Below are 24951 nucleotides of genomic sequence, written 5' to 3' on the forward strand. Positions count from 1 at the left end.
CAATCAGTGCAGTTCGGCGCCGCTGCGGTCGGCCAGCGCTTCCAGCAGCGGGGCGGAAGGCACGAAGAACAGGGTGCCGGTCACCGCGTGGCTGAAATCGAGCAGCCGATCGTAGTTGCCGGCCGGGCGGCCGATAAACATGTTTTCCAGCATCTGCTCGATCGGCTGCGGGGAGCGCGCATAGCCGATAAAGTAGGTGCCGAATTCGCGCAGGCCGGGGCGGCCGAACGGCATGTTGTCACGCAGAATTTTCACCTCGTTGCCTTGCTCGTCGGTGATGGTGGTCAGCGAACTGTGCGACGACGACGGTTTGACCGCTTCATCCAGCTCGATGTTGGACTGCTTATGGCGGCCGATGATCTTCTCCTGCGTTTCCACGCTGAGCGAGTTCCAGCCCTGCATGTCGTGCAGGTATTTTTGCACCAGCACATAGCTGCCGCCGCTGAACGCCGCGTCTTCGTCGCCGATCACCGTGTAGTCGAAGGCTTCGTGCCCCTCCGGGTTCTCCGTGCCGTCGACGAAGCCGATCATGGCGCGCTGATCGAAATAACGGAAGCCGTGCACCTCTTCTATCACCGTCACGGCGTCGCCGAGTTTGGCGGTCAACTGAGAGGCCAGTTCAAAACACAGATCCATTTCATCGGCGCGGATGTGCAGCAGGATGTCGCCGGGCGTGGCGACGGCGACGCGCTCCCCGCTGCCGATCGGGCTGAACGGATGCAGCTGGCGAGGGCGCGGCGCGCCGAACAGCGTATCCCAGGCTTCGGAGCCGAAGCCGCAGACGCAGGTGAGATTGCCTGCCGGCGCGCGTTTGCCGACCGAACGCACTACGGCGGCAATGTCGCCGCACCAGGTGCGCACCGCCGCCAGATGGGCGGGAACGGGCGACAGGGTAGCGACGATGAAGATGGCATGGCGCGTCACCGGTGTGAATACGGCTTGCGGCAGAGGGTTATTTGCATTCATTGCATTCGGCTCCAGTGTGTTCGGGTGAAATAGATCAGATCAAATTAAAGTGCTCGTCGGGTTTCATCGGCGGTGGCAGCGGGCTTTGGTCGTTCATTTCCAGCAGGTTGCGCTCGATGGTGTTGCAGATGGCGTTTAACGGCAGATGGTTAGCCGACACGCCAAACGGATCCTCCAGCTCTTCGGCCAGTGAGTCCCAGGATAAGAAGGTATAGGAAATGAACACTGAAACAAACGGTGTCATGTAATGCAGGTCGGTCACCAGGGCAAAAGGCAACAGGCTGCAGAACAGGTAAACGGTGCGCTGCAGGATCAGGGTATAGGCGAACGGCACCGGCGTGCTGGCGAGCCGTTCGCAGCCGCCGAGGGCGTGGGACAGTTCGCTCAGCTTGTTGTCGAGCAGCTCGAAAGTGATGTCGCTCAGCAGCCCCTGTCGGCGCAGCTTGCCGATCTCCTGGCCCAGCATCAGCAGGATGCGGTTGGTCGGCATCGGGCTGGCGATCACCTCGGCCAGCTCTTGGCTGCTGAGATTGTGGTACAGATCGGCGGTCGGGTCGGTGCCGCGCAGCTGATGCTTCAGGCTCCAGCTGAAGGCGATCAGCAGCTTGGCAACCTTTTGCTGCACCGCCGATTCGTCCGGCAGCAGGCTTTTGATCTGGCGCAGCAGGGAGCGCTCGGTAATCAGCAGCGAGCCCCACAGGTTGCGCGCTTCGACAAAGCGGCTGTAGCCGGCGTTATTGCGAAAGCCGAGAAAAATGGCGATGGCGATGCCCAGCAGGCTGAATGGTGCGATGGTTAAATGCACGCCGAGCTGTTCGTACCATTGGTAGCTGATCACCGCCACTATCGACATCAGCACGTTCAGCGATAGGCGAAAGGTGATCTTTGATAGCACGGAACCGTGCCAGGCGAACAGGCGAAAAAACCAGTTCTGATTCGGGCGAATTATCATGACGTGGGTGCTTCCTGGTGTCCTGCTATTGAGAATAGTCGATTCTTATCCGGCGGCGTTAGGCCGCCGTTGTCGATTGCCAGAGCCGCTGCGGATGCGTATAGACGGTGGCGCGCCCCGGTTTGCTGAAGCCCACCAGCGTCAGGTTGCTGCGTTCGGCCACTTCCACCGCCAGGCGGGTGGCGGCGGAAACGGCGAACAGGATCTCGACGCCGCACATGGCGGATTTTTGCACCATTTCATAGCTGGCGCGGCTCGACACCAGCGCCGCACCCTGCAGCCACGCCTGTTGGCTGCGGTAGCCCAGCAGCTTGTCGAGCGCCACGTGGCGGCCGACGTCTTCACATCCGCCGCTGAGCGCGCCGTCCGGCTGGATCCAGGCCGCCGCATGGGTGCAGCCGGTCAGTTTTCCTACCGTTTGCACCTCCTGCAGCTGCGCTAACGCCCGGTCGAGCAGCGCCAAATCGAAACGTTGCGTGAAAGGCAGTGGTGCGATGGGCTGAGCAACCTCCTGCAGCTGTTCCACCCCGCAGACGCCGCAGCCGGTGCGGCCGGCCAGGCTGCGGCGCTTCTCTTTCAGCTGCATAAAGCGGCGGCTCGAGAGTTCCACATGCACTTCAATGCCGTTGCAGGCCGGTTGCTGGCGGATGTCGTAGATGTCGTCGGGGGAGGCGATAATGCCTTCGGACAGCGAAAAACCGATGGCGAAGGCCGCCAGATCTTTCGGCGTCGCCATCATCACCACGTGGGAAATGCCGTTGTACACCAGGGCGACCGGTACTTCTTCCGCCAGCCAATCCTGTTGCGCCTGAGCCAGATCGTTGCGCTGCCAGACCGCGTGGCGCGACAGGCATTCCTGTTTGATATCGTCGGTTTCTGCGAGGAGTAGGTGCTTGTTCATAACGTTCTCGTGACTGTCGGTGACGAGGCGCCGACGGGGATGAATTCTTATTAGCAGGTGTGGGGATTATACAGGATTCTGATCCCGCTCGCGTAGGGAATCACGCCCTGCAGGTTATCCACAGTTTTGGTGGATAACGTGTGTGCAAGGCAGAGTGAAACCGTTAGCAGGCGTAAAAAAATCGCTAAGAAAATTATTATATTACGCAGAGGACTGCAGCGTATGGCGACTTTTGGCGATGGATGCCGCTTTGCGCCACGAACACAATGACGGTATTAAAATACAGTGCTTTAGAAAGTCAGGGGGCATGGAGAAGAGGCGCATTTTTTAATCAGCAGGTTTATCCTGTCGTCGTTTGCTCTGGCAATGAGCCTTACGTGATTAAGCACCGGTGCAAAAATGTCAAAATTGGTACTCGACGATGCGGCATTGCGACGAGTCTGCGCTTGAACAGCCGCGGCACTTTTTCTTCTGACAAGCCACCAGAGTGAACATAACCCTATCGATATATTCACCGTGATTTCAAATGAGCCGCTGACTTATCAAATTGAAACGTTGTCGGCATTTTATGTGGGTTTTTACGTCATGGAATTTTTGGCGTTATTAATAATGACTTGTGACTTGTGACTTGTGACTTGTGACTTGTGACTTGTTATTGGTGTAAGTGATTTTTTTATTATCGCTGAGGTCAGCCTCTGTCTGATTGCTGCTTCTGTCTTTTTCTCATCGCCCCCTATTGTTGTTGTTTAGTGAAACAATACGTTTATATTTTTGCTATTTATCGCAAACAATATCCTTACTAGTATCCATCTCAGCTAAGCAATACAGCGCATCTGCGAACTATTGATTAACTAATATGCACTTTAACCAATATATTATAAATGGAGCACAATATCATGACACAGACAACGTCTACGCCAAGCCGTGAAGAAGCCGATGCCATCGTTGAAAGCATGGTTGCTATTTTCAGTAAACCTATCCGTTCTCCGGTCATCGGCAAACCCACTGACTTCGGTTTGCAGTATGAAGACGTCTTTTTCCCAGCGTTGGACGGCGTGCCGCTGGAAGCGTGGTTCATCCCTTGCGTAGGTTCCGACAAGGTCATCATCTGTAACCACCCTGTGTGGTGCAGCCGGACTGGCCTGCCTGCCGACCGCGAGCCGTGGCGTTCCATCGGCGCTGCAGGCGGTAACGATTTTGCTTTCAGCTTCCTGCCGGACTATAAAATTCTGCACGATGCAGGCTACAACGTACTGGCTTACGACCTGCGCAATCTGGGTCTGAGCGGCGAAGCTAACGGCGGTATCGGCAGCATCGGCGTGCTGGAAGCGCGCGACGTCGTGGGGTCATTGAACTATGTCCGCAGCCGTCCTGACCTGAAAGGAAAGAAAATCGGTTTGTTCAGTCGCTGCATGGGCGGTAACGCGACGTTCTTTGCGATGGCGAAATATCCGGAGCAGTTCAATGATGTCCGTTGTGTGGTTATGCCACAGCCGATTTCCATGCGTGCCGCCGTTGGCGTCGCGACGGAATTGGCCGGTATCCCGGACCGTCTTGATGAAATTGACGAACGTCTGGCGATGGTCACCAGTTTCCATCTGGATGACATGGATCCTTCCGTGCCTGCGCGGACCAACACCAGCGTTCCCACCTTCATCTATCAGGTACATGACGACGTGATGACCCGGCCATCCGATGTGCAGAACATTTTCGACAGCATGCCGGTTAAAGAGAAACAGCTGCACTGGATCCGTAATACCACCCACCGCTGGGATGGTTATCTGTACTTCCAACGCGAGCCAAAGCTGATGTTGGACTGGTTCAATAATTACATGAACTGAGGGTGAATGGATCTTTTAAGCAGTATTTATTTTTAATGTGATGAATAAGTGAGTGTGTCCACATGGAGTTATAAAAACTGCATTTCGCCATCACCTTTTTATTTCACGGAATTCTCCTAGGGCATCGCTCGTTTTGGCGGTGCTTTTCTTTCTTTTTTTTGTTATTCAATTAATATATTTATTTCTGGTTGTGACGGAATAGTCGTTCTGGATAATATTTTGCGGTGGCATAACGTCTGGACCTCCCCATGAATATGCAAAACGTTAGGAGATATCGCATGAATACCCTGGAAAATCTGAGGATTTTTTTGCGTGTGGCCCAGACCTGCAGCTTCACAAAAACGGCAGACGATCTGGGGGTGAATAAGAGTCGAATTTCCATTGTTATCCGCCAGCTGGAAGACGTGCTTGGCGTACGCCTGTTACATCGAACCACCAGGGCAGTGCATCTGACGGAAGACGGCTTGGCGTTTTACGAACGCGCAGTAGAAATACTCTCTTCGGTAGATGACCTGCAGACGATGTTTGTCGAAAGGACGGAACTGAAAGGCAAGCTGAGGGTGGATATGCCTACGGATATAGCCAACAGCATTATTATCCCTAAACTCCCCGATTTTTTTTCCCGCTATCCCGGCATTACGCTGGAATTATCTTGCACCGACCGGCGGGTGGATCTGGTACAGGAAGGCTTCGACTGCGTTGTCCGGGCGGGTGCCGTTTACGATAAGAACCTGGTGGCGAAACTGATTGGAGAAATGCCCGTATTCAACCTCGCCAGCCCGGATTATCTGGCGAGAAAAGGCACGCCATACAGTATCGATGACCTTCTCAAGTATCAGCATGTGGCCGTGCACTATACGCCGAATATTGGTAGTAAGCCGATGGGCTGGGACTACCTGAAAAACGGTAAATATGAATATTTAAATCTGCCAGGATCGCTGAAGCTGAACAATGCGCAGTCGTTTATTGCTGCTGGGTTGGCGGGGATTGGCTTAATCCAGTCACCGATGCTTGGCGTGCATAACCACGTCGAGCGTGGCGAGCTGCTGCAGATTCTGCCTGATTGTGAGCCTGAGCCGATGAAGTTCTGGTTCGTCGTCGCGCATCGTCATAATTTGTCCCGTAAAGTTAACGTATTCATGGATTGGATAACCGAGCAGCTCGCACCGTGGCTTACGAAGAAGGGCGCGGTACGGGATAACACGCCGATTAATCGCTGAATATCACGGTCTTCGGCACCGTTCGCCATGACAGTGCATGACTCACCATGGCTATCGATATGCCGTGGGGGCGAGTGCCAGGTTATCCACAGTTTTGGTGGATAACGTGTGTGCAAGGGGCAGTAAAACACTTAGCAGGCGTAAAAAAAAATCGCTCAGAAAATTATTATATTACGCGGCAAAGCGCGATCCGCAGGGGGATAGGGGGTTGCACGCGTTCGCGTTTTGTTTATGCCTTGCTGTATAAATATACAGCCTGGTTGTGATTATGCTGAGTACTTTAAGGTTGTATGCTTTTTCACCAGGTGACCCCCTGACGTTACCGCTGTTTGCCGATCGCGTGGCCTGCAGTTTTCCTTCCCCGGCGCAGGACTATGTCGAGAGCCGGCTGGACATCGGCAAGCTGCTGGTGCGGCACCCCAACGCCATCTATTTCGTGCGCGCCAGCGGTGAGATGGAGCGAGCAGGATGGATCAGGCACTGAATTTTTCACTCAGCTATGCGCAGCTGACCCGGGAAGCAGAAGATGCGATTAAAAAATGCAATCTGAACCAGGGCGGGATGGGTTACACCCTAGAGTTGGGTAAGGCTTCTGTCATTCTGAGTTTCTGGTACGGTCTGGCGCTGCAGGGCTATCCGGGCACAATAATGGATGAACGTGTTGATGCCGACCGGCTGCGCCTGCATGTCCTCATCTATAAGAGAGAGGAGTGACATCGTGGCAACGGTTAACGTTCGCCGGCCGTCGCCGCTGCAGCGACGGATGCTGATTGTGCTGGCCGCCCCCAAACGGTAACTGATATTTTGCTGGTTGAGCAGATAGACCGCCTGACCCGTCTCAGCAACAGTGACTGGATGACGTTGAAAAAGCAGATTGAGCAGCATGAGTTACGGATTGTCAGCCTGGATGTCCCTACCTCATGGCAGGCGCTGTCAGAGAAAGATCCTTCACAGGCGGGCCCGATCACCCGTGCAGTAATAACCGCCATCAATAACATGCTAATCGACCTGATGGCCGCGATGTCACATAAGGACTGGTTGAGTCGCCGCTAACGGCAAAAGCAGGGAATTGAACGGGCGCATACGTTGGGTAGATACCGGGGAAAACAGGCAGATCAGGAACGACATCAGAAAGTCCTGTACTACCGACAGATTAAGAAACTGAGCATCCGAGAAACAGCAGACGCGACAGGCTACAGTACTTCCCAAGTTTGTCGTATTCAGGCCTTCTATAAAGAAGTTGAGACTGATTAAAAAGCAGCCTTAATGTACAATAATTTTCGATATCCCAACTGACCCCATGAACAATCAATGAGTTAGAGGTGAAAGATGATTTCATACAAAAAAATCATACCTGCTCTTGTCATATTCGCTTTATCTAATGCTGTGGCATATGCGAATGATTTCGACAAATCAAATGAAGCGATGGCAATTTCAGCAATAGGTTTTTCTGGCTCAAATGCTCGTGTTGCACATGATGTTTGTGGGGCAACCAATGAGAAAATTGATAAATATAAAAAACAAATAAAAGACTCATTAACTAGAACATTAAAGTATGAACAGTCAGGATTCGATACGCATTGGGATAATGGTTGGAAAAATGCTGATTTTTTGGTTAAGTCATTAAGTAATGATGAAGCCTATAAAAAAGAATATTGCCGAGAGGTTTTAGATGGAATTAATAATCCTGAAATGAATTAAGGATTATTCCTTATTCGGGGTTCTACGCCGGAACCCCAGATTTTTCCGTCCGCTAAAATTATCCCCGGTTGAGCAGCTTTATACCGTCAGCTCGCAGTGGATTATCAGGGGAAATGTGGCGGTACAGCGTTTGTCGGGTTATCCCAAGCTCCTGGCATAACGTACTGACTTTCGTCTCTGGCCGTCCCATTGATGCCATTGCCAGTCGCAATTTTATTGGCGTCATTTTGTAAGGCCGTCCGCCGTTCCTCCCGTGGGCTCTTGCTGAGGCAAGGCCTGCCGCTGTTCTTTGCGGCGCTGTACGCAGCAGAGACCGACGGCCGCGCGCGACTGGCTCGACACCCGCTTAGTCCCGCCCTCTGGTCAAATGCAGGCTGACGTGTGCAGCCTGCAGGCAGAGGATTTCGTCTGGCAACCGGTATCGCCCGCCGTCGGCGCCGTTCGCAATGACAACCCCTCACTCATCCTGCCCATCGATACGCCAACGGTCTGAGTGCCGCATTATCCACAGTTTTGGTGGATAACGTGTGTGCAAGGGGCAGTAAAACACTTAGCAGGCGTAAAAAAAAATCGCTCAGAAAATTATTATATTACGCGGCAAAGCGCGATCCGCAGGGGGATAGGGGGTTGCACGCGTTCGCGTTTTGTTTATGCTTTACTGTATAAATATACAGTTTGGTTGTGATTATGCTGAGTAATTCAAGGTTGTATGCTTTTTCACCAGGTGAACCCCTAACGTTACCGCTGTTTGCCGATCGCGTGGCCTGCGGTTTTCCTTCCCCGGCGCAAGACTATGTCGAAGGTCGGCTGGACATCGGCAAGCTGCTGGTGCGGCACCCCAACGCCACCTATTTCGTGCGCGCCAGCGGCGAATCGATGATCGACGGCAATATCCGGGATGGCGATCTGCTGATTGTCGACAGCGCCCTGACGCCGGAGCACGGCAATATCGTGATCGCCGCGGTGGACGGCGAATTCACCGTCAAAAAACTGCAGCGTCACCCCGATGTGCGGCTGTTGCCGATGAACCCCGCCTACGCGCCGATCGTGTTCGACGACGAAGCGCAACTGGAGATCTTCGGCGTGGTGACCTTTATCGTCTACGCGGCCCGGTGACTTCGGCCCTTTTTTTCATTTTTTTTCTGCCCGATCTTTTCGTTGGCGTGACCTCTCTACTGAGTTTCCAGTTCATTACACTCAGGGGAATCCTTCATGGCCATAAAAAACAAGAACGGCGCAGGGCGTACGTTCACATCAGCCAAACGTACCGCCGGGAAGCGGGTCGCTATCGGGGTAGGGTGCGCATTATCGGGCATGCTCACCTCCGCGATGGCGGCGCCCGGTGCGTCGGTGCCACCGGCGGCGGTCGAGCAGTCCGCTATCCTGCCTTTCGCCATTCCCGCCGGTGACCTGGCGCCCGCCTTGCAGACGGCGGCCGCTAAGGCCGGCGTGATAGTGATTTTCACGCCCGAACAGACGCGTGGAAAAAACACCGCGGGCCTGCAGGGGCATTATCGCCTCACCGACGCGTTCGATACGCTGTTGGTGGGCAGCGGATTGCGCGCTCAGCAAACCGCACAGGGATATCGGTTGGTCGACGCCGGGCCGGTTCAGCCGTTGACGATACCGGAACTGTCGGTGGTCGGCGGTTTGTCCGACAGCGTCGCCGCCGGCCGTTCGGTGTTGGATAAAGAAGACATCGAACGCGTGCAGGCAGACAATATCGCCAGTTTGCTTGATCGCTTGCCTGGCGTAGGGATGGCGGGCTCGCCGCGCCCGGGCGGCCAAAGCCTGAATATCTGGGGCATGGGGGACATGGAAGATGTGAAGGTCGTGCTGGACGGGGCGCCGAAGGGATTTGAGAAATATCGGCAGGGCTCGGTATTCATCGAACCCGAACTGCTGAAAAAGGTTGAGGTCGATAAGGGGCCGCACAATCTGTTGAACGGCAATGGCGGCTTTGGCGGGACCATTACGCTGGAGACCAAAGATGCTGGGGACATGCTGCTGCCGGGCGAAGATTTTGGCGGCTTGCTGAAGTACAGCTACCACACCAACGATCGTCAGGGCATTTACAGCGGTGCCTTGTACGGCCGTACGCCGGAAGGATCCGCCGACGGTTTGCTCTACATGAGCAAGCGTGACGGCGGCAACCTGAAGCGGCCGGACGGCACGCGTTTTGCCTATTCTGCCAACGATCAGGCTTCCTACCTGTTAAAAACCAATATTTATCTGAGCGAGGCGCAAACGCTGACGCTGTCGGCGATGCGATCCGATTCCGATGGCTGGCAGCCTTTTGCCGCCAAGCGGGACGATATCGCCGCGCCCAGCCAGGCGGATATCGATAAATATGGCCGGGAAGAAGCGTGGCGCCGCATTCTGGTGTATCGCGACCAGACAGACACCAATTACTCGGTGAAATGGAATCTGGCGCCGGAAGCGCAGCCGTTGCTGAATCTGACGCTGTCTTACGCCTATTCGAAGACCGAGCAGCATGACAAGCGGCCGGATTCCGCTTCAAAGTTCAGCTATCTCGGTACGCTGGGCAATGAAAGTTGGGTGAACTATACCGATCGGCAGTTTGACGTCAGCAATGAAAGCCGTTTCGCCAGCGGTCCGCTGGAGCACAAGCTGTTGCTCGGTGCGCGTTGGCATAAACATCAGCGCGATACCCTGATGTATTACCCTTCGCAGGTGAAAAACGCCAGTTACAACTACGGCTATTTCCAGCCGTACTACATGCCGGCGGGCGAACAGGAAACCCGCAGCGTTTATCTGCAGGATGCGGTCAGCTTCGGCAGCCTGACCGTGACGCCGGGCGTGCGTTACGATCATGTGACCAATACCGGGCAACCGAACCGGGCGCCGCGCTATAACGACAGCGATCCGCTCGTGGGCCATGATTACAGCAGCGTGACCTATACCGGCTGGTCGCCGCATTTGGGCGTGATGTGGAAAGCGACGTCGAATCTGTCCCTGTTTGCCGACGTTAGCCGCACCTGGCGCGCCCCGGTGATCGACGAACAGTACGAAGTGCAATACGCTGCTTCCAGCGTGCCCGGTACCAGCCGCGGCCTGCAGGTGGAACGCATGACGGGCGTTCGTCTCGGCGCGGTGCTGGACTTCAACGATGTGTTGATGGCGCGGGACAGCCTGCAGATCCGCACTACGCTGTTCCGCAATCGCGGCAAGGACGAGATTTTCTATCGTCGCGGCGTAGTGTGTGACGCCGCACGGCACGGGGGCCAATGTGGGCAACCGTTGTCGAACTATCGCAACTTGCCGGGCTATACCATTGAGGGCGTGGAGCTCGAATCGTTTTATGACAGCGAAAGCCTGTTCGGCAGCCTGTCGTTCTCCTCGATCCGCGGCAAACGCGACGCTTCACCGCGCGATCCGTGGGGCAACGAAACCTGGATTGCCGAAATTCCACCCGTTACGGCACACGCGATGCTGGGCATGAAAGTGCCGCAGTGGGACATGGCCTTCGGCTGGACCGGCGATTTCGTACGTAAACAGGATCGTTCACCGGCCGACGGCGATCCGATGGCCGTTGTCTGGGCCCTGCCGAAAACCTCGGGTTATGCATTGCACGGCCTGTTCGCCTCGTGGCAGCCCAGCGGCTTGCACGGCTTCGAAGCCCGCGTGGCGGTGGACAACCTGTTCAACCGCGATTATTACCCTTACCTGGGCGAATCGGTGTCCGGCGTAGGGCGCAACATCAAATTCAGCGTCAGTCAGCGTTTTTGACGCTCCTGTCTGCAGGGGCCATTTAGGCCCCTTTTCACGTTTCCTCCTCCCGTATTTCCCTACTTTTTCGCCGTTTATAAATCATCAGCAATCGCTTGACACAGAAGTTACAATTTTAAAATAATAATAATTATCATTTTCAATATCATTATCAATTGGTGTCACCGAATGGCGAGGAAAGAGGCCGCGGCAGCCAACGGGTTTGCTCAACAGCTTTACCTTGAGCATCACAGTTGGCTATGCCATTGGCTGCGACAGAAGGTTGGGTGTGCGCATCACGCCGAAGACCTGGCGCAGGATACTTTCATCAGTATTTTACTGAGCCCGCAGTTGCTCGCCATTCGGCAACCACGCCCCTTCCTGGCGACCGTAGCGCGCCGGCTGGTGGCGAATTATTACCGGCGTAAAACAATCGAAGAGAGCTATCTGCAGGCCTTGAGCGAGTTGCCGGCGATCGAGGCGCCCTCGCCGGAAGTTCGTCAACAAACCCTCGAAATGCTCGAACAGTTGGATCAGGCGTTGGACGGATTGCCGGCGCACGTCCGCGAGGCTTTCCTGTTGGCGCACCTGCAGGGCATGCGTTATTGCGACATCGCTGAACGTTTACGGGTGTCGACCAGCTCGGTGAAACAATATCTGCAGCGCGCTAATTTGCACTGTTTCTTTGCATTGGCGGCGTAACGGCAGGTGCGGAACCCATGATGGAATCGGATATCGATCGGCAGAGCGCGCGAGAGGCCGCCGCGTGGTTAACGCAGCTGATGTCGGAAGAGGCAAGCGACGCGGATAGGGAAAACTGGCGACGTTGGTATCAGGCGAAACCGGAAAATGAACGCGCCTGGCGGCATATCGCCGCGTTTTCATCCCGTTTTTCTCTGCTTAACGGGGCGGCGGCGCAGCGTAGTCTGTCGCAGTTGCCGAACCCGCAACGTCGCCGGTTATTGAGAAGCCTGGCGGCCATCGGCGTGGTGGGGACGGTTGGTGTCGGTTCGGGCGCGCTGCCATGGCGCCCCTGGCTGGCGGATTACCGTACGGCGGTGGGGGAACAGCAAACCGTCGCGTTGGCGGATGGCGCGCAGTTGATGCTGAACACGCAAACGGCGGTCAACGTCAGCCGTCAGCAGGCCACATTGCTGGAAGGCGAAATGATGGTGAATCTGCCGCCGGAAAGCGGTGCGTTGACGGTGAGATTGCCGCAGGGCGAGCTCATGGTGCAGGCTGCTCGCTTCAGCATTCGCCTGTGGGAAACTTACAGTGATATCGCCGTTTATCTTGGCCGGGTCACGATCCTTTCACCGGCGCATCGGAACGCGGTGCTCAACGCCGGTCAGGGCGGCAGATTAAGCCGGCAAGGCATTGGCGAACCGTATCGCGTGACGCAAGAGCCCGGTTGGCGGCAAGGCATGCTGCTGGCCGACAACATGCGGCTGGACGACTTCCTGATGGAACTGGGGCGTTATCGTCAGGGCGTTATTCGCTGCCGGCCGGAGGTCGCCGGCCTGAGGCTCTCCGGTGCGTTCCCGCTGGCTGACCCCGAGCGCGTCATCGCGGCACTGCCCGGCGCGTTGCCGGTTAGGGTAAATATGCTGTCAAAATACTTCATCACCGTATCCTAAAGTTTTTTACTCTGCCATTAGGGCATTTCCTTTTCTATTGACCTGTTCTTTCTCGTTACCTGCCCGGTGCCGCGTGCCTAAACGACCTTTCTGACATACCCCGACTGCCGTTGACCGCTGCGTACGTTGGTCTGTTTTACGCTTAACCTGAGTACCGCTCCCTATGTTCAATCACAACGTATTATCTGGCGATTTCTCTTTACCCCCTACAGGCGGGCGATGGCGCTGGGCTACCGCCAATGTGTTGGCGTTGGGTCTGCATGGTGCGTTGTTGCTTGGCCTTGGTTATCACCTGGTGCCACCGTTGCTGCCCGCGGCGCAACCGATGGTGTTGATGATGGTTGCCGAGCAGGCTGAATCGACACCCAATACGGAGCCGATGCCAACCGGTGTGCGCCAGGTACAGGCGGTGGCGCAACGGCAGGCCAATCGGGAACCGGAGGCGGCGATGCCTCCGCTGATTCATGCACCGCGTGCAACGGAGCGGCAGAGCAAGGCCAAAGGGCAACGGAACGACCCCATCAAACCGAAGACGGAACCGCCGCGCCCAAGGCAAGAAGAACAGGAAAAAATGGCGTCTGCAAACTCAAGAGCATCAAGCACCAGCGCGCCGCCGTCTCTGGATGGAAAGCGTGTTGCCGCGCCGCAAACCAGCGTGGCGTCGCAGCCGAGTCAGGATGCCTCGGTCTGGAGCGGCCTGCTGTTGGCGCATTTGAGCCGTTTCAAACGCTATCCCGCCCTGGCGGTACGCCAGCAGCGCCAGGGTATTGTTCAGGTTGCCGTGACGTTGGATCGACAGGGAAACGTGCTGGGCGTGAAGCTATTGCGATCGAGCGGCGTTGCTTCGCTCGACCGGGAGGCGCTTCAGTTACCGCAGCGCGCTTCTCCACTGCCCGCACCCGGCAACGAGATCGCAGCGGGGCAGGCGGAATTCAGCGTGACCATTCCGATTCGTTTCGATCTGCGTGAAGTTCGCCGTTAATGAAAAACTCGGCTCCAGGTAAACGGAGGGCTGAGTTAAAAGCCAAAGTGCATCAAACGGATAGCAGCGATGAGGTGGTTTCTACTTGATCGTCGCCAGAAAAATACAAATACTGTATGCATGAACAGTAACCTGGTGCCGTTATGAATAACAACCCACTGACGATAACGCCAGTCTGGCCTCTGGCGATGAAGGGGCAGTAGCCATGTTCGCCCTGGTAGACGTCAACAGTTTCTATGCTTCCTGCGAGACCATCTTTCGGCCCGATCTGCGGGGGCGGCCGGTGATTGTACTGTCCAACAACGATGGCTGCGTGATCGCCCGTAGCGCCGAGGCGAAGGCATTGGGCGTGCCGATGGGGGCGCCTTATTTCAAAATCAAAGAGGAGATGCGCCGCCGCAACGTTGCGGTGTTCTCCTCCAACTACGCGCTGTACGCCGACATGTCCCGCCGGGTGATGGACACGCTGGAAGAGATGGCGCCGGCGGTGGAGATTTATTCGCTGGACGAAGCCTTTCTGCGGCTGGACGGCGTGGCGCACTGCGAGGCGCTGGAGCCATTCGGCCAGCGGGTGCGCGATCGCATCCGGCGCGAGCTGCATTTGACGGTCGGGGTCGGCATTGCGCCGAGCAAAACGCTGGCCAAGCTGGCCAACTTCGCCGCCAAGAAATGGCGCGGCACCGGCGGCGTGGTGGATTTATCCGATCCGGCGCGCCAGCGCAAACTGCTGGCGTTGCTTCCGGTGGAAGAGGTGTGGGGCGTGGGGCGCCGCCTGACTCGCCAACTGCAGGCGATGGGTATTCACACCGCGCTGCAGCTGGCGGACTGCGATACCCGGCTGGCGCGTAAAACCTTCAGCGTGGTGCTGGAGCGCACGATACGCGAGCTGCGCGGCGAATCGTGCCTGCAGTGGGAAGATGAGGCGGCCGCCAAAGAGCAGATCATCTGTTCCCGCTCGTTCGGCCAGCGGCTGACGCACTACCCACACATGCGCGAGGCGATCTGCAGCTACGCCGAACGCGCCGCCGAAAAGCTGCGGCAGGAAAAGCGCTATTGCCGCAACGTGTCGGTATTTATCAAAACCAGCCCGCATTCGGCGGGCGAAGGGTATTACAGCAATATGGGCACCGCCCGGCTGCAAACCCCGAGCAATGACAGCCGCGACATCATCGCCATGGCGGTACGTGCGCTGGAAAGCATCTGGCAGGAGGGGCGACGTTACCTGAAGGGCGGCGTGGTGCTGGGGGATTTCAGCGCCGCCGCCATGGCGCAGATCGATCTGTTCGACGACTGCCCGCCGCGCCGCAACAGCGAGCGGCTGATGGCGACCCTCGATCGCCTGAATCAGGAAGGGCGCGGGCGCGTGTGGTTCGCCGGGCAGGGGATCGTCAAGCCGTGGCAAATGAAGCGCGACATGCTGTCGCCGGCCTACACCACCCGGCTGGCGGACATTCCGGTGGTGCGGCTGGGGGAGCGGGCGCCGTGCTCCGCCGAATCGAAGGAAGAAAAACGCCGCGGGTGACAACCGGCGGCGTGGGTAGGCTGAGTGTTACTTCACCGCCGCCGGATCCGGCTTATCGGGGGCGATGCCATACAGCGCCATGGCGCGGTTGACCTCGCTGCGGGCGATACGGCCTTCGTCAGCCAGCAGTTTCAACGCGGCGAGCGCGATGAAATGGCGGTTGACCTCGAAGAACTCACGCAGCGCCTCGCGGGTGTCCGAGCGACCAAAGCCGTCGGTGCCCAAGGCGATAAAGGTGCGGTCGGGCAAGAACGGTTTGATCTGATCGCCGACGATCTTCATATAGTCCGTCACCACCACCACCGGGCCGGGATGCGCCGCCAGCAGGCTCTGAATATAAGGAACTTTCGGCGGATCTTCCGGATGCAGCAGGTTCCAGCGTTCGGCCGCCATGCCGTTGCGGCGCAGCTCGCTCAGGCTGGTGGCGCTCCAGATATCGCTGGCGACGCCAAAGTCCGCCGCCAACAGCTCCGCCGCCGCCAGCGCCTCGCGCATGATGGCACCGCTGGCGACCAGCTGAGCGTGCGGGCTCTCTTGGTTTGTCGTTTCGCTCTGTTTGAGCAAATAGGCGCCCTGGATAATCCCGTCCTCCACGCCCGCCGGCATCGGCGGCTGCGGGTAGCCCTCGTTGAGCAAGGTGATGTAGTAGTAAATATCCTCTTGTTCAACGAACATCCTGCGCATGCCGCTCTGGACGATCACCGCGAGTTCATAGGCATAGGTCGGATCGTAGGAGACGCAGCTGGGGATCACCGAAGACAGCACGTGGCTGTGGCCGTCGTCATGCTGCAAGCCTTCGCCCATCAGGGTGGTTCTGCCGGAGGTGGCGCCGAGCAGGAAACCCTTGGTGCGTGCGTCGGCCGCCGCCCAGGCGAGATCGCCCACCCGTTGCAGCCCGAACATGGAGTAGAAGATATAGAACGGGATCGTCGCGACATCGTGGTTGCTGTAGGCGGTGCCGGCGGCGATCCAGGTCGATATCGCACCGGATTCGTTGATGCCTTCCTGCAAAATCTGGCCGTCTTTGGCCTCTTTATAGTAGCTGAGCTGCCCGGCGTCTTGCGGGGTATACAGCTGGCCGAGCCAGGAATGGATGCCAATCTGGCGGAACAGGCCTTCCATGCCGAACGTGCGCGACTCGTCCGGCACGATGGGCACGATCAGTTTGCCGATGTTGACGTCTTTGAGCAGCGTGCCGAGGATATTAACGAAAGCCATGGTGGTCGACATGTTGCGTTCGCCGCTGCCCTTCAGGAGGCCGTCGAAGCGCGATAGTTCCGGTATCGCCAGCGGAGCGGATTGGCCGAAGCGGGCAGGGATGTAGCCGCCCAGCGCGGTGCGCGTCGCGGTGATGTACTTCGCCGCCGCGCTGTCGGGTTCGGGCTTCAGGTAAGGGATCTCTGCCAGTTGGGCGTCGGAGATGGTCAGCCCTAAACGGTCGCGGAAGGCTTTCACCGCATCCTGGCTCATTTTTTTCAGCTGGTGGTTGATGTTCTGCCCTTCACCGGCTTCCCCCATGCCAAACCCTTTGACGGTTTTGGCCAGCACCACCGTCGGCCTGCCCGGGGTATGCACCGCCTGATGGTAGGCGGCGTACACCTTTTGCGGATCGTGGCCGCCGCGGTGCAGCGCCCAGATCTCATCGTCGCTCAGGTCGGCGACCAGCTCGAGCAATTCCGGATACTTGCCGAAGAAGTGCTCCCGCACATAGGCGCCGCTTTGCGACTTGAAGGTTTGGTAATCGCCGTCGACGCACTCCATCATGCGCTGCATCAGCAGCCCGGAGCGGTCTTTTTGCAGCAGTTTGTCCCAGCCGCTGCCCCAGATCACCTTGATCACCTGCCAGCCGGCGGCTTTGAAGGTGCCTTCCAGCTCCTGAATAATCTTGCCGTTGCCGCGCACGGGGCCATCCAGCCGTTGCAGGTTGCAGTTCACGACGAAGATCAGGTTATCGAGTTTTTCTCGCCCGCCCAGCGCAATCGCCGCCAGCGATTCCGGCTGATCCATCTCGCCGTCGCCGAGAAACGCCCACACCTTTCTCCCCTGGTGCGGTTTCAACTCGCGGTATTCCAGATAGCGCATGTAGCGCGCTTGGTAGGCGGCGGTCAGCGGCCCCAGCCCCATCGAAACGGTGGGATATTGCCAGAAATCCGGCATCAGCCGCGGGTGCGGGTAGGAGGAGAGGCCGCGGCGCGCGGATTCGCGGCGAAAGTTGTCGAGCAGCTCCTCGTCGATGCGGCCTTCGAGATAGGCGCGGCCATAAATGCCGGGGGCGGAATGGCCCTGGATATACACCATGTCGCCGGCGAAATCATCGGTGCGCCCACGGAAAAAGTGCGTGAACCCCACATCGTAAAGCACCGCGGCCGATTGGTAGGTGGCGATATGCCCGCCGACGTTGGAATGTTTGCCGGCACGCAGCACCATCGCCATGGCGTTCCAGCGAATAAACGCATTGATGCGCGCTTCAGCGGCCAGATCGCCGGGATACGTCGGTTGCTTATAGGCCGGGATCGTATTCACGTAGGGCGTGGTGACCATGCTGAAGAAATCACCGTGTTTTCGCTGATCGGCTTCGGCCATTCTTTCCAACAAAAAATGCGCGCGTTCACGGCCGTCGATGTCAGTGACACCTTCAAATGCCTCAAGCCATTCAGCCGTCTCTTGTGGGTCGAGATCTGCTTTTACCGCAGGTTGGTTCATAAAAGCTCCAAATGTACTTACCTGATAAGGCGCTGAGCGATACAGGGATTCAGTGAATTGCAAGTGCAAGAGTTGCAAATGCAACAATAGCGAAACCCACTCTATCCCTTTACAATTGCAATTGCAACTCACCGGTTTTGACGAGAAAAATGACATGACAGATAAACAACCCGACCTGTGGTTCTCCTTTGTGCGCGCGCATCGGGCGATGATCAGAAAGATAGAGGCGAAGTTGTCGGAAGCGGGGCTGCCGGTTTACGCCTGGTATGACGTGTTATGGGGATTGGAAAGCGGGGAAAACGGCACACGCCGCATGCATGAGCTGGCGGACGTGTTGGTGATTGAGCGTTACAACCTGACCCGCCTGATGGATCGCCTGGAAAAAGAGCGGCTGGTCACGCGTTTTCGATCGGATGACGATCGCCGGGCCTCCTTCGCGACTATCACCGAGGAAGGCAAGGCCCTGCGGAAAAAGATGTGGGAGATCTACCGTTCGGTGGTCAACACCCACTTTCTCAACCAGTTCAGCGAAGAAGAGGTCGCACGCTTCTCCGACGCGTTGAACAATGCGATGCAGCTGGCCAGAGAGTGATCAGGCATCGGGCGTGATGTGCAGAACGCGCAGCGCATCGGCGATCAGCGCCGAAGGGATTTTCTGCTCGTCGGCCAGCAGTTTAAGGGCGCAGAGCGCAATCCATTCCGCCTGCGGGTAGTGGATTTCGCCGCGCACCCGTGAATCTGAGCCCACCGCGGCAAAGCGCGCGGGAATGAATCGCCTGAGCTGATTGGCAATCAGGTGCGAGTAGTCGGTAACGGCGACGACGGGGGCATTCCCGGTACCCAGGCACGTTTTCAGATGGCATTCGCCGCCGCTGTCCTGGCGCTGCATGTCGGCGAGTTCGGCGTCCTGCGCCAACCGCGTGTAGCTGGGGCAACTCCAGATTTCAGACGCAATCCCCCAGTTTTTCAACACTTTGGCCGCCTGCTGAACGCGGGCGAGCGCTCGGCCGGCGCCACACAGACGAACCTGCAACGGCGAGTCTGCCGCGGCGGCGACACGATACATTCCCTTGAACGCCTGTTCTGCGACAAACGGTTCCCCTGAAGAGAGGGGGCCATTGTCTGCGTTGGTCGCGAGATACACCATCTTCCTCGTTCCCTCCAGATAGAGCGCGTGGAGGGCGTGATGGAGTATCGCGCCGGTTTCTCGGGCATTGGCCGGATCGAAAGGCAACCAGCCCGGCATGGCCGTGAGCTGAAGCGGGAACCAGGCCTGAACGCCTTTGGGCAAATCGGCACTGCCAGTATCCGCATCGCTGATGAAAATCCCTTTACGATTGGTTTCCGGCTCAAGCCCGCGAAGCATGTCCACCGAGGGCGTGTTGACGAAGTAAAACAGCGGCTTCTCATAACGCTCTGATTGATGGCCAAACCAGAGCGGCCAGGCGGTGGCGTAGTGGGAACTCGGTGGCTCGGCGCGCCTTCTGCCGTCGATAAGCCAGATGTCGCCGCTGGCGTTAAGTTCGTCCAGCGTTTGCGCCGTCCAGGCGCTGGAAGAAGGGCGCGAGGCGCCGGCTTTTTGGCTGACGGAGGTCATCTTGCGGATACAGGCTTCGGCCAGGGTTTTGGTTCTGGCCGAGGCGGCGGGCAGTGTTATACGTTGAGGCGACATGCGGAGTACCCTTTTTTAGTTGCAAGTGCGATGATTGTAATTGCAATTCATGACGTATGCCAATGACTTCTGAACAGGCCGCCGCCGTCCAGGCGTGACCTGCGGCGGTATATTCAGGTTCTGCGGAAGGGAGCCTATTTGTTTCACCGACCAGACAGCCGTCATACGTTGTCCTTATTTCTGCGTTTTTTTATAAATGGCGGGCAGCTAAAAACGGTTTGCCAATATTACTCAGGCACGCGTTAGTGAACGCTAAACGAGGATATCGGCATCTTAAAAATAAAACGAAATAAGGATGAAAGCATATGCCTGGATTTAATTATGGTGGCAAAGGGGATGGGACTAATTGGAGTTCTGAACGCGGTACGGGCCCAGAGCCGGGGGGTGGCGATAAAGGCCATTCCGGCGATCGCGATCGCGGCGGCGCCGGCGTTGGCAGCAGCCCGGAACAGCAACAGATAGCGGCGATCCAAAACGATCCGGCGCTGCGCATGAAGCTGGCGGCGGTGATTAAGGCGGCGCGCAGAATTAACCCGGATGCGAAATTGCATATTGAAAGCGTCAGCCCATCCGGCACGCTGAGCCTTTCCGCCACCGGTTTGACGGCCGATCAGGCGAAGCACATTGGCCTGGGGGGACTGGTGATGGGAGTCAACGCCAAGGGGGTGACAGTGGCGATCGGGGATATCGAAACCGGCCATGCGCGAAAGCCCTCAACCCCTGGCAAAGGCGGCAACAATGGCCTGAATGCCGGGCAGATCGGCGCCTCTTCGTTAGGCAGTTTCGTGACAGACTCGCATCGCGATCGGCCCGTCAGCGGCTGGCATGGCAACGGCAAAACCGGCGAATTCTCGACGACCCGCACGACCGGGAGTTACTACGGTTTTCATCATTTGAAGGTGGAAAAGCAAGACGGAGTGGCGACCTACAGCCTCTACTATAAGGCCAATAAGAACCGGCCCGCGTTTATCGCCGTGGTGAGAGGGGATAACCTGAATGCCATGGAGGTGAAATATGCCAACGGCAAGCCGGTAAAATCGCCCGGCTCGGTAAAAACGATCGTTAAGGAATTCGTCGAATATCAAAATGCGGAATTAAAAGCCATCAAGGATGGCGTCAGCCTGGCCGCAGGTATCAATAAAGATATCGCGGAAAAGATCGGCGCGAAATACGCCAAACTCGCCAAGGATTTGGAGGCGGGAATTCAAGGAAAATATATCCGCAACGTGCAAGATGCGGAGAAAACCTACGAGCAATTGACGAAGGGCCTGAACAAAAAGCTCAAGGCGCAGGACAAAGCGGCGATTGTCGCCTGGCTGAAAATGATCGATGCGGAACAGTATGCCCGCAATGCGCGGGTATTGGGCAAGGTCTTCACCGGGGTGGACTGGGCGATCAAGGGCGCGGATCTGGTAAACGCCGCGATTGAAGGTTTCTCTACCGGCAACTGGAAAGCGTTCCGCAACCAGCTCGAAGCGCTCGGGTTGTCGATCGGCGCAGGGTATACGCTCTCCGTTATCGCCGCGTTTTTCGCGCCGACGCTGGTGTCGTCGACGGTGGGCATTTTCGCCTTCGCTTACCTGTTTGGCTGGGCCACCAGCTATATCGATGCGGCCCTTGCAGGAGAACTGGAAAAATTCATCCTCGAGATGTAACAAGCTCATGACAGAAGAGGGGGCATGCCCCCTCTTTTATGGGGTATGAACGCGCCCTGAACAATGCATTAGCATGTCTCATGTAGTTCTTAAGTTGATGATTTTTATCTGTGTAGTTAGTCTTATGTAGCCATCTCCCCGTCATCGGATAATTTCATTATTTTTCTTCCTGTTATGTGATTTTCTTCACGTAAAACACTATTTATCATCCTTTATTCATTAGTGATATTTACATATAACAATTGTTCTCCTAGTTTGTTCATGGTTATTAACATTCGGATTAATGTTCTGTTGGAGTATGGATATGTTGACAGGAAAGTGGGTGCCTCTGCCCTTTATCCTTGTGGTTTCCTTATTGGCTGGGTGTATTGAAGTGGATATGTCCGTTCCCAGCTTTCCGGATATGGCTGCCAGTTTCGGTGTTTCTGAAGGGCATATTCAGCGTACGATCACCTATAACTTCTTGGGATTTGTGTTTGGCGCGTTGATTTATGGCCCACTGTCAGAGTCGATTGGTCGACGCAAAACCATGTTGATCGGTGGGGCTATCATGCTGTTAGGTGCTCTGGGATGTACCTACGCCACTTCAATCGATCTTTTGATGTTGTCCCGCTTTATTCAGGGGTTGGGGGCTTGCACGCCGGTGGTAGTGGCTTACGCGATCATCGCAGACCGTTATCAAGGGGCGGCCATGTACAGCATGATCGGTCTGGTTAATGCCTGTATCTCGATTTTCATGTCGCTAGCGCCGATCGCCGGTGGTTGGATTAATGAGCATTGGGGGTGGAGAGGAAACTATGCGGTTGTCGCGGTGATCACCGCAGCGGCGGTACTGCTGGAATTGTTGTTCCTGCCGGAAACGAAGAAAGAAAAAACGCCATTCGATCTCAAAGCCATTGTGGGAAGCTATGCCCGGCTGACGGCGAGTTTCCAATTCATGCGATTATCGTTGATTCCTTCACTTTTCTTTGCTGCTTATATGGTATTCATCGCCTCCAGCGCTTTTCTTTACCGTGAAACCTTTGCGTTCTCGCTGTCGGCATTTGTCGTTCACTTTTTTATTATCGTGGCGTCATTTTCAATCCCCAGCCTCTTTTCCGCCCGTATTATCGCCGCGTTTGGTGGCGATCGGCGCGCTGAGAAAATCGGTATGGCGTTAGCCATCGTCAGCATTCTCGCTCTACTGACGGCGACAACGCCTTGGGCTATTACCCTGCTGATGAGCCTGTTCTGCTTCGGTTTTTCTATCTGCTATCCGACGCTGTTCGCACGTTCCATGAGTGTCTACCCGGAAATTTATGGTGTGGCGGCCTCCTATATCATGAGCATGCGCTCGCTGCTGGTTGTGGCTATCACGGGGATGGCCAGCTACGTCTTTATCGGGCGGCCGGAGGAAATGAGCTATGTGATGGCGAGTGTGATAGGCGTTGTCGTGTTGTTGTCTATGTTGAGTATCGTGGCATCCCCAAGCAAAGCTGAAGAATAAATAATCGTTTTCGCATGACCCCCGGCTAAATATTTATATTTGGCCGGGATCGGCATGATTTTTTTAAATACATGTATTCCTTCATCTGGAGAATATCTATGGAAAATGAAACCATGGTTTCGAAGGGCGGTTTGTCTGCCGCCTATACTGATAAATGGGAACAGCGCGCATCAATAAGAACCCGCCCCGGTAAATTTATCGACTTTACTATTCCTGGCGCATTTTTCCCCGAGGAGAATCAGCCGATATTTTTGGCTGACATGATGAGCGGCATGGACAATGAGAGGAAGTCAAAAATACTTACTCAGTCATTGTTTAAATACCTCAATGATATCGTTAATCTTGAGATCAAACTCATTAACTCAGCATGCAATAAAATTATCTACGGCGATCTCGCTGTCAAATTTGACGAACAGATTAAATTGAATGCTTATACCGTCATCATCGATGAGTATTACCATGTTTATATCGCCAGACATATGATCAATCAACTTAGAGAGCATGATGCCGATCTCGGTGCGCTGAGTTACCCGGATTCTGACGCCTATGTGGCCGTTACAGAGGTGATGAAACGGTTACCTGAGCGCTGCCATGACATTTTCGAGATCATTGCGGTGTGCATTTTCGAAACGACCCTGGTGAGAGAGCTGGTGGAGTTCTTTAATAGTGACGGCGTTCATCCATCGATTAAATACTATGTTAATGACCATATGAACGATGAGTCCAGACACTATATTTTCTTTCTCGAATTACTTGGCTATATCTGGACGAGGTTGGATGAAAACGATCAGGCGATGATCGGCGGGCAGATCGCTGATTTCGTAAAAATGTATTTGAATGTTGAATCAGAGAAACAGTTTAACATTGAGCTGTTATCGAAGATAACTCATGATTGCGAAGCCAGCCGGGAGTCAATCAATAAGGTTTATCGCGGTTTTGAAGTGACGCCTGATGTCCCCATTGTTAAAAACGTGCTAATGGCTTTGAAACGAACCGGCATTCTGAATTCGCCGATAGTGCGCCAGGGATTCGAAAATATTGGTTGGATAATTTAATCATGGAGATGGGTATGGATAGTTTCGCCTCGCATAAAACACATTCTAAACTGGCCTATTTGACTGAAACAAAGATGTTGGCCGATGAAATAAAAGCGCGTTTACGGAATAGCAATTCGCTTATTCTTCCATTAGAGAGAAATCTTGAACTGGTCGATCAATTGACGGAGTTTGAGCTTGGTCGTTTCCTCCTGCATAACCGCGGCCTCAATGGCTACTGGACGTCTTACATTTTCCAGCATCCCGCCGGAAAACCCGCCGAACATGTTTTGGAAGACTGGCTTCTGAATCGCTCGTTGCTGTGCCGGGCGCGCGAGCGTTACTACCGTTATCAGACCTTGCTGGCTGAGTTGATTACGCAGGCGGAGACGCTGGCTTCAATCCCGTGCGGGGTGATGGATGATTTATTGGATTTGGATTACAGCGGCCATGGCGCGGTGCAATTGACCGGCATTGATCTTGACCCGGAGTCACTTTATCACGCCAACGAAAAGGCCAAGCGCGTTGGCATGGCGAACCGTTGCCGATTCTCGCAGCAGAATGCCTGGGAGTTAAAAGAAAAAAACGCTTTCGATGTGATTACCAGTAACGGCCTGAATATGTATGAGTCTGACCCGGACAGGCTGGTGGCTTTGTATCGTCGGTTCTTCGAGGCATTAAAACCAGGGGGAACCTTGTTGCTCAGTTTCCTCACGCCACCGCCGGAAAAGAACGCGCCCACCGGGGAGTGGGATAAATATGAAACGCCAATGGCGGACCTTTTGCAGGAGTTCGCGATCTTTGGCGACATTATTCAGGCTACCTACCTTAATTTCACTTCAGAAGCAGAGATCAGGCAACAGATAACCCAGGCAGGGTTCACGGTTAAAGATATCAACTACAGCTCACGCGGCGTGTTGCCGATCCTCGTGGCGGTAAAACCCTGATAA

20 protein-coding genes and 3 pseudogenes are annotated in these 24951 nt (G+C 55.7%); 18 read left to right on the top strand and 5 right to left on the bottom strand.

The annotated features are described in order from the left end of the window. Positions 1-3: 3 nt before the first annotated feature. The 3 genes from WA302_RS12135 to fdhD are packed head-to-tail and all read right to left on the bottom strand — an operon-like array spanning position 4 to position 2819. Positions 4-966, bottom strand: a complete 963-nt coding sequence (locus tag WA302_RS12135; protein WP_261456466.1) for a Dyp-type peroxidase — start codon at positions 964-966, stop codon at positions 4-6. A gap of 34 nt (positions 967-1000) precedes the next feature. Beyond that, positions 1001-1918 (bottom strand): bestrophin family protein, encoded by a 918-nt coding sequence (locus tag WA302_RS12140; protein ID WP_025303337.1) that lies wholly within the window; start codon positions 1916-1918, stop codon positions 1001-1003. 58 nt (positions 1919-1976) lie between these two features. Then, positions 1977-2819 carry a formate dehydrogenase accessory sulfurtransferase FdhD gene (gene fdhD / locus WA302_RS12145; protein WP_025303336.1) on the bottom strand — a complete coding sequence of 281 codons (843 nt, stop codon included), beginning with the start codon at positions 2817-2819 and terminating at the stop codon, positions 1977-1979. Positions 2820-3715: 896 nt separating this feature from the next. Between fdhD and WA302_RS12150 the strand changes: the two genes are divergently transcribed. The 13 genes and pseudogenes from WA302_RS12150 (at position 3716) to umuC (ending at position 15451) form a co-directional block, all read left to right on the top strand. Continuing rightward, on the top strand, positions 3716-4660 hold the full coding sequence (locus WA302_RS12150) for an alpha/beta hydrolase family protein (RefSeq protein ID WP_025303335.1): 945 nt from the start codon (positions 3716-3718) through the stop codon (positions 4658-4660). A gap of 278 nt (positions 4661-4938) precedes the next feature. Beyond that, the gene (locus WA302_RS12155; protein ID WP_025303334.1) at positions 4939-5880 is read left to right on the top strand and encodes a LysR family transcriptional regulator; all 942 of its coding nucleotides are present in this window, start codon (positions 4939-4941) and stop codon (positions 5878-5880) included. Between the two features lie 268 nt (positions 5881-6148). Beyond that, positions 6149-6334 (top strand): annotated as a pseudogene (locus WA302_RS12160) (DNA polymerase V); the annotation flags it as partial. A 14-nt stretch (positions 6335-6348) separates the two neighbouring features. Further along, positions 6349-6594 carry a hypothetical protein gene (locus tag WA302_RS12165; protein WP_049295892.1) on the top strand — a complete coding sequence of 82 codons (246 nt, stop codon included), beginning with the start codon at positions 6349-6351 and terminating at the stop codon, positions 6592-6594. Positions 6595-6678: 84 nt separating this feature from the next. Continuing rightward, positions 6679-7134, top strand: a pseudogene (locus tag WA302_RS12170) (resolvase); the annotation flags it as partial. 75 nt (positions 7135-7209) lie between these two features. Further along, positions 7210-7581 (top strand): hypothetical protein, encoded by a 372-nt coding sequence (locus WA302_RS12175; RefSeq protein WP_126502249.1) that lies wholly within the window; start codon positions 7210-7212, stop codon positions 7579-7581. A 313-nt stretch (positions 7582-7894) separates the two neighbouring features. Further along, positions 7895-8074, top strand: a pseudogene (locus WA302_RS25335) (SOS response-associated peptidase family protein); the annotation flags it as partial. Positions 8075-8268: 194 nt separating this feature from the next. Then, on the top strand, positions 8269-8697 hold the full coding sequence (umuD, locus tag WA302_RS12185) for a translesion error-prone DNA polymerase V autoproteolytic subunit (protein ID WP_049209475.1): 429 nt from the start codon (positions 8269-8271) through the stop codon (positions 8695-8697). Between the two features lie 96 nt (positions 8698-8793). Then, entirely contained in the window at positions 8794-11331 is a 2538-nt protein-coding gene (locus WA302_RS12190; RefSeq protein WP_380824848.1) for a TonB-dependent receptor, read from the top strand. A gap of 168 nt (positions 11332-11499) precedes the next feature. Then, positions 11500-12012, top strand: coding sequence for a sigma-70 family RNA polymerase sigma factor (locus tag WA302_RS12195; protein ID WP_025303329.1), 513 nt, complete (start codon positions 11500-11502; stop codon positions 12010-12012). Between the two features lie 17 nt (positions 12013-12029). Continuing rightward, a complete protein-coding gene (locus tag WA302_RS12200; protein ID WP_038629539.1) occupies positions 12030-12947 on the top strand; it encodes a FecR domain-containing protein in 918 nt (305 codons plus the stop codon). Between the two features lie 250 nt (positions 12948-13197). Then, on the top strand, positions 13198-13929 hold the full coding sequence (locus WA302_RS12205) for an energy transducer TonB (RefSeq protein ID WP_158523806.1): 732 nt from the start codon (positions 13198-13200) through the stop codon (positions 13927-13929). A gap of 205 nt (positions 13930-14134) precedes the next feature. Beyond that, positions 14135-15451 carry a translesion error-prone DNA polymerase V subunit UmuC gene (gene umuC / locus WA302_RS12210; protein ID WP_049204968.1) on the top strand — a complete coding sequence of 439 codons (1317 nt, stop codon included), beginning with the start codon at positions 14135-14137 and terminating at the stop codon, positions 15449-15451. Positions 15452-15478: 27 nt separating this feature from the next. On the opposite strand, the gene aceE is transcribed toward umuC, so the two are convergent. Further along, entirely contained in the window at positions 15479-18154 is a 2676-nt protein-coding gene (gene aceE, locus WA302_RS12215) for a pyruvate dehydrogenase (acetyl-transferring), homodimeric type (protein WP_336064011.1), read from the bottom strand. Positions 18155-18308: 154 nt separating this feature from the next. On the opposite strand from aceE, the gene WA302_RS12220 reads away from it, so the two are divergent. Continuing rightward, a complete protein-coding gene (locus tag WA302_RS12220; RefSeq protein WP_025303324.1) occupies positions 18309-18746 on the top strand; it encodes a MarR family winged helix-turn-helix transcriptional regulator in 438 nt (145 codons plus the stop codon). Here WA302_RS12220 and WA302_RS12225 read toward each other — a convergent pair whose 3' ends face one another. Next, positions 18747-19826 (bottom strand): transketolase-like TK C-terminal-containing protein, encoded by a 1080-nt coding sequence (locus WA302_RS12225; protein ID WP_089181047.1) that lies wholly within the window; start codon positions 19824-19826, stop codon positions 18747-18749. It abuts the gene before it with no gap. Between the two features lie 491 nt (positions 19827-20317). Here WA302_RS12225 and WA302_RS12230 point away from each other — a divergent pair, with 491 nt between their 5' ends. The 4 genes from WA302_RS12230 (at position 20318) to WA302_RS12245 (ending at position 24948) form a co-directional block, all read left to right on the top strand. Next, entirely contained in the window at positions 20318-21481 is a 1164-nt protein-coding gene (locus tag WA302_RS12230; RefSeq protein WP_226905715.1) for a colicin-like pore-forming protein, read from the top strand. Between the two features lie 304 nt (positions 21482-21785). Then, on the top strand, positions 21786-22967 hold the full coding sequence (locus WA302_RS12235; protein WP_049209473.1) for an MFS transporter: 1182 nt from the start codon (positions 21786-21788) through the stop codon (positions 22965-22967). A 98-nt stretch (positions 22968-23065) separates the two neighbouring features. Further along, positions 23066-24022, top strand: coding sequence for a diiron oxygenase (locus tag WA302_RS12240; RefSeq protein ID WP_025303320.1), 957 nt, complete (start codon positions 23066-23068; stop codon positions 24020-24022). 14 nt (positions 24023-24036) lie between these two features. After that, positions 24037-24948: a class I SAM-dependent methyltransferase gene (locus WA302_RS12245; RefSeq protein ID WP_025303319.1), complete on the top strand. Its 912-nt coding sequence runs from the start codon at positions 24037-24039 to the stop codon at positions 24946-24948. Positions 24949-24951: the final 3 nt, after the last annotated feature.

Source organism: Serratia sp. 201 (genome assembly GCF_037027545.1).
GTDB lineage: Bacteria > Pseudomonadota > Gammaproteobacteria > Enterobacterales > Enterobacteriaceae > Serratia > Serratia bockelmannii.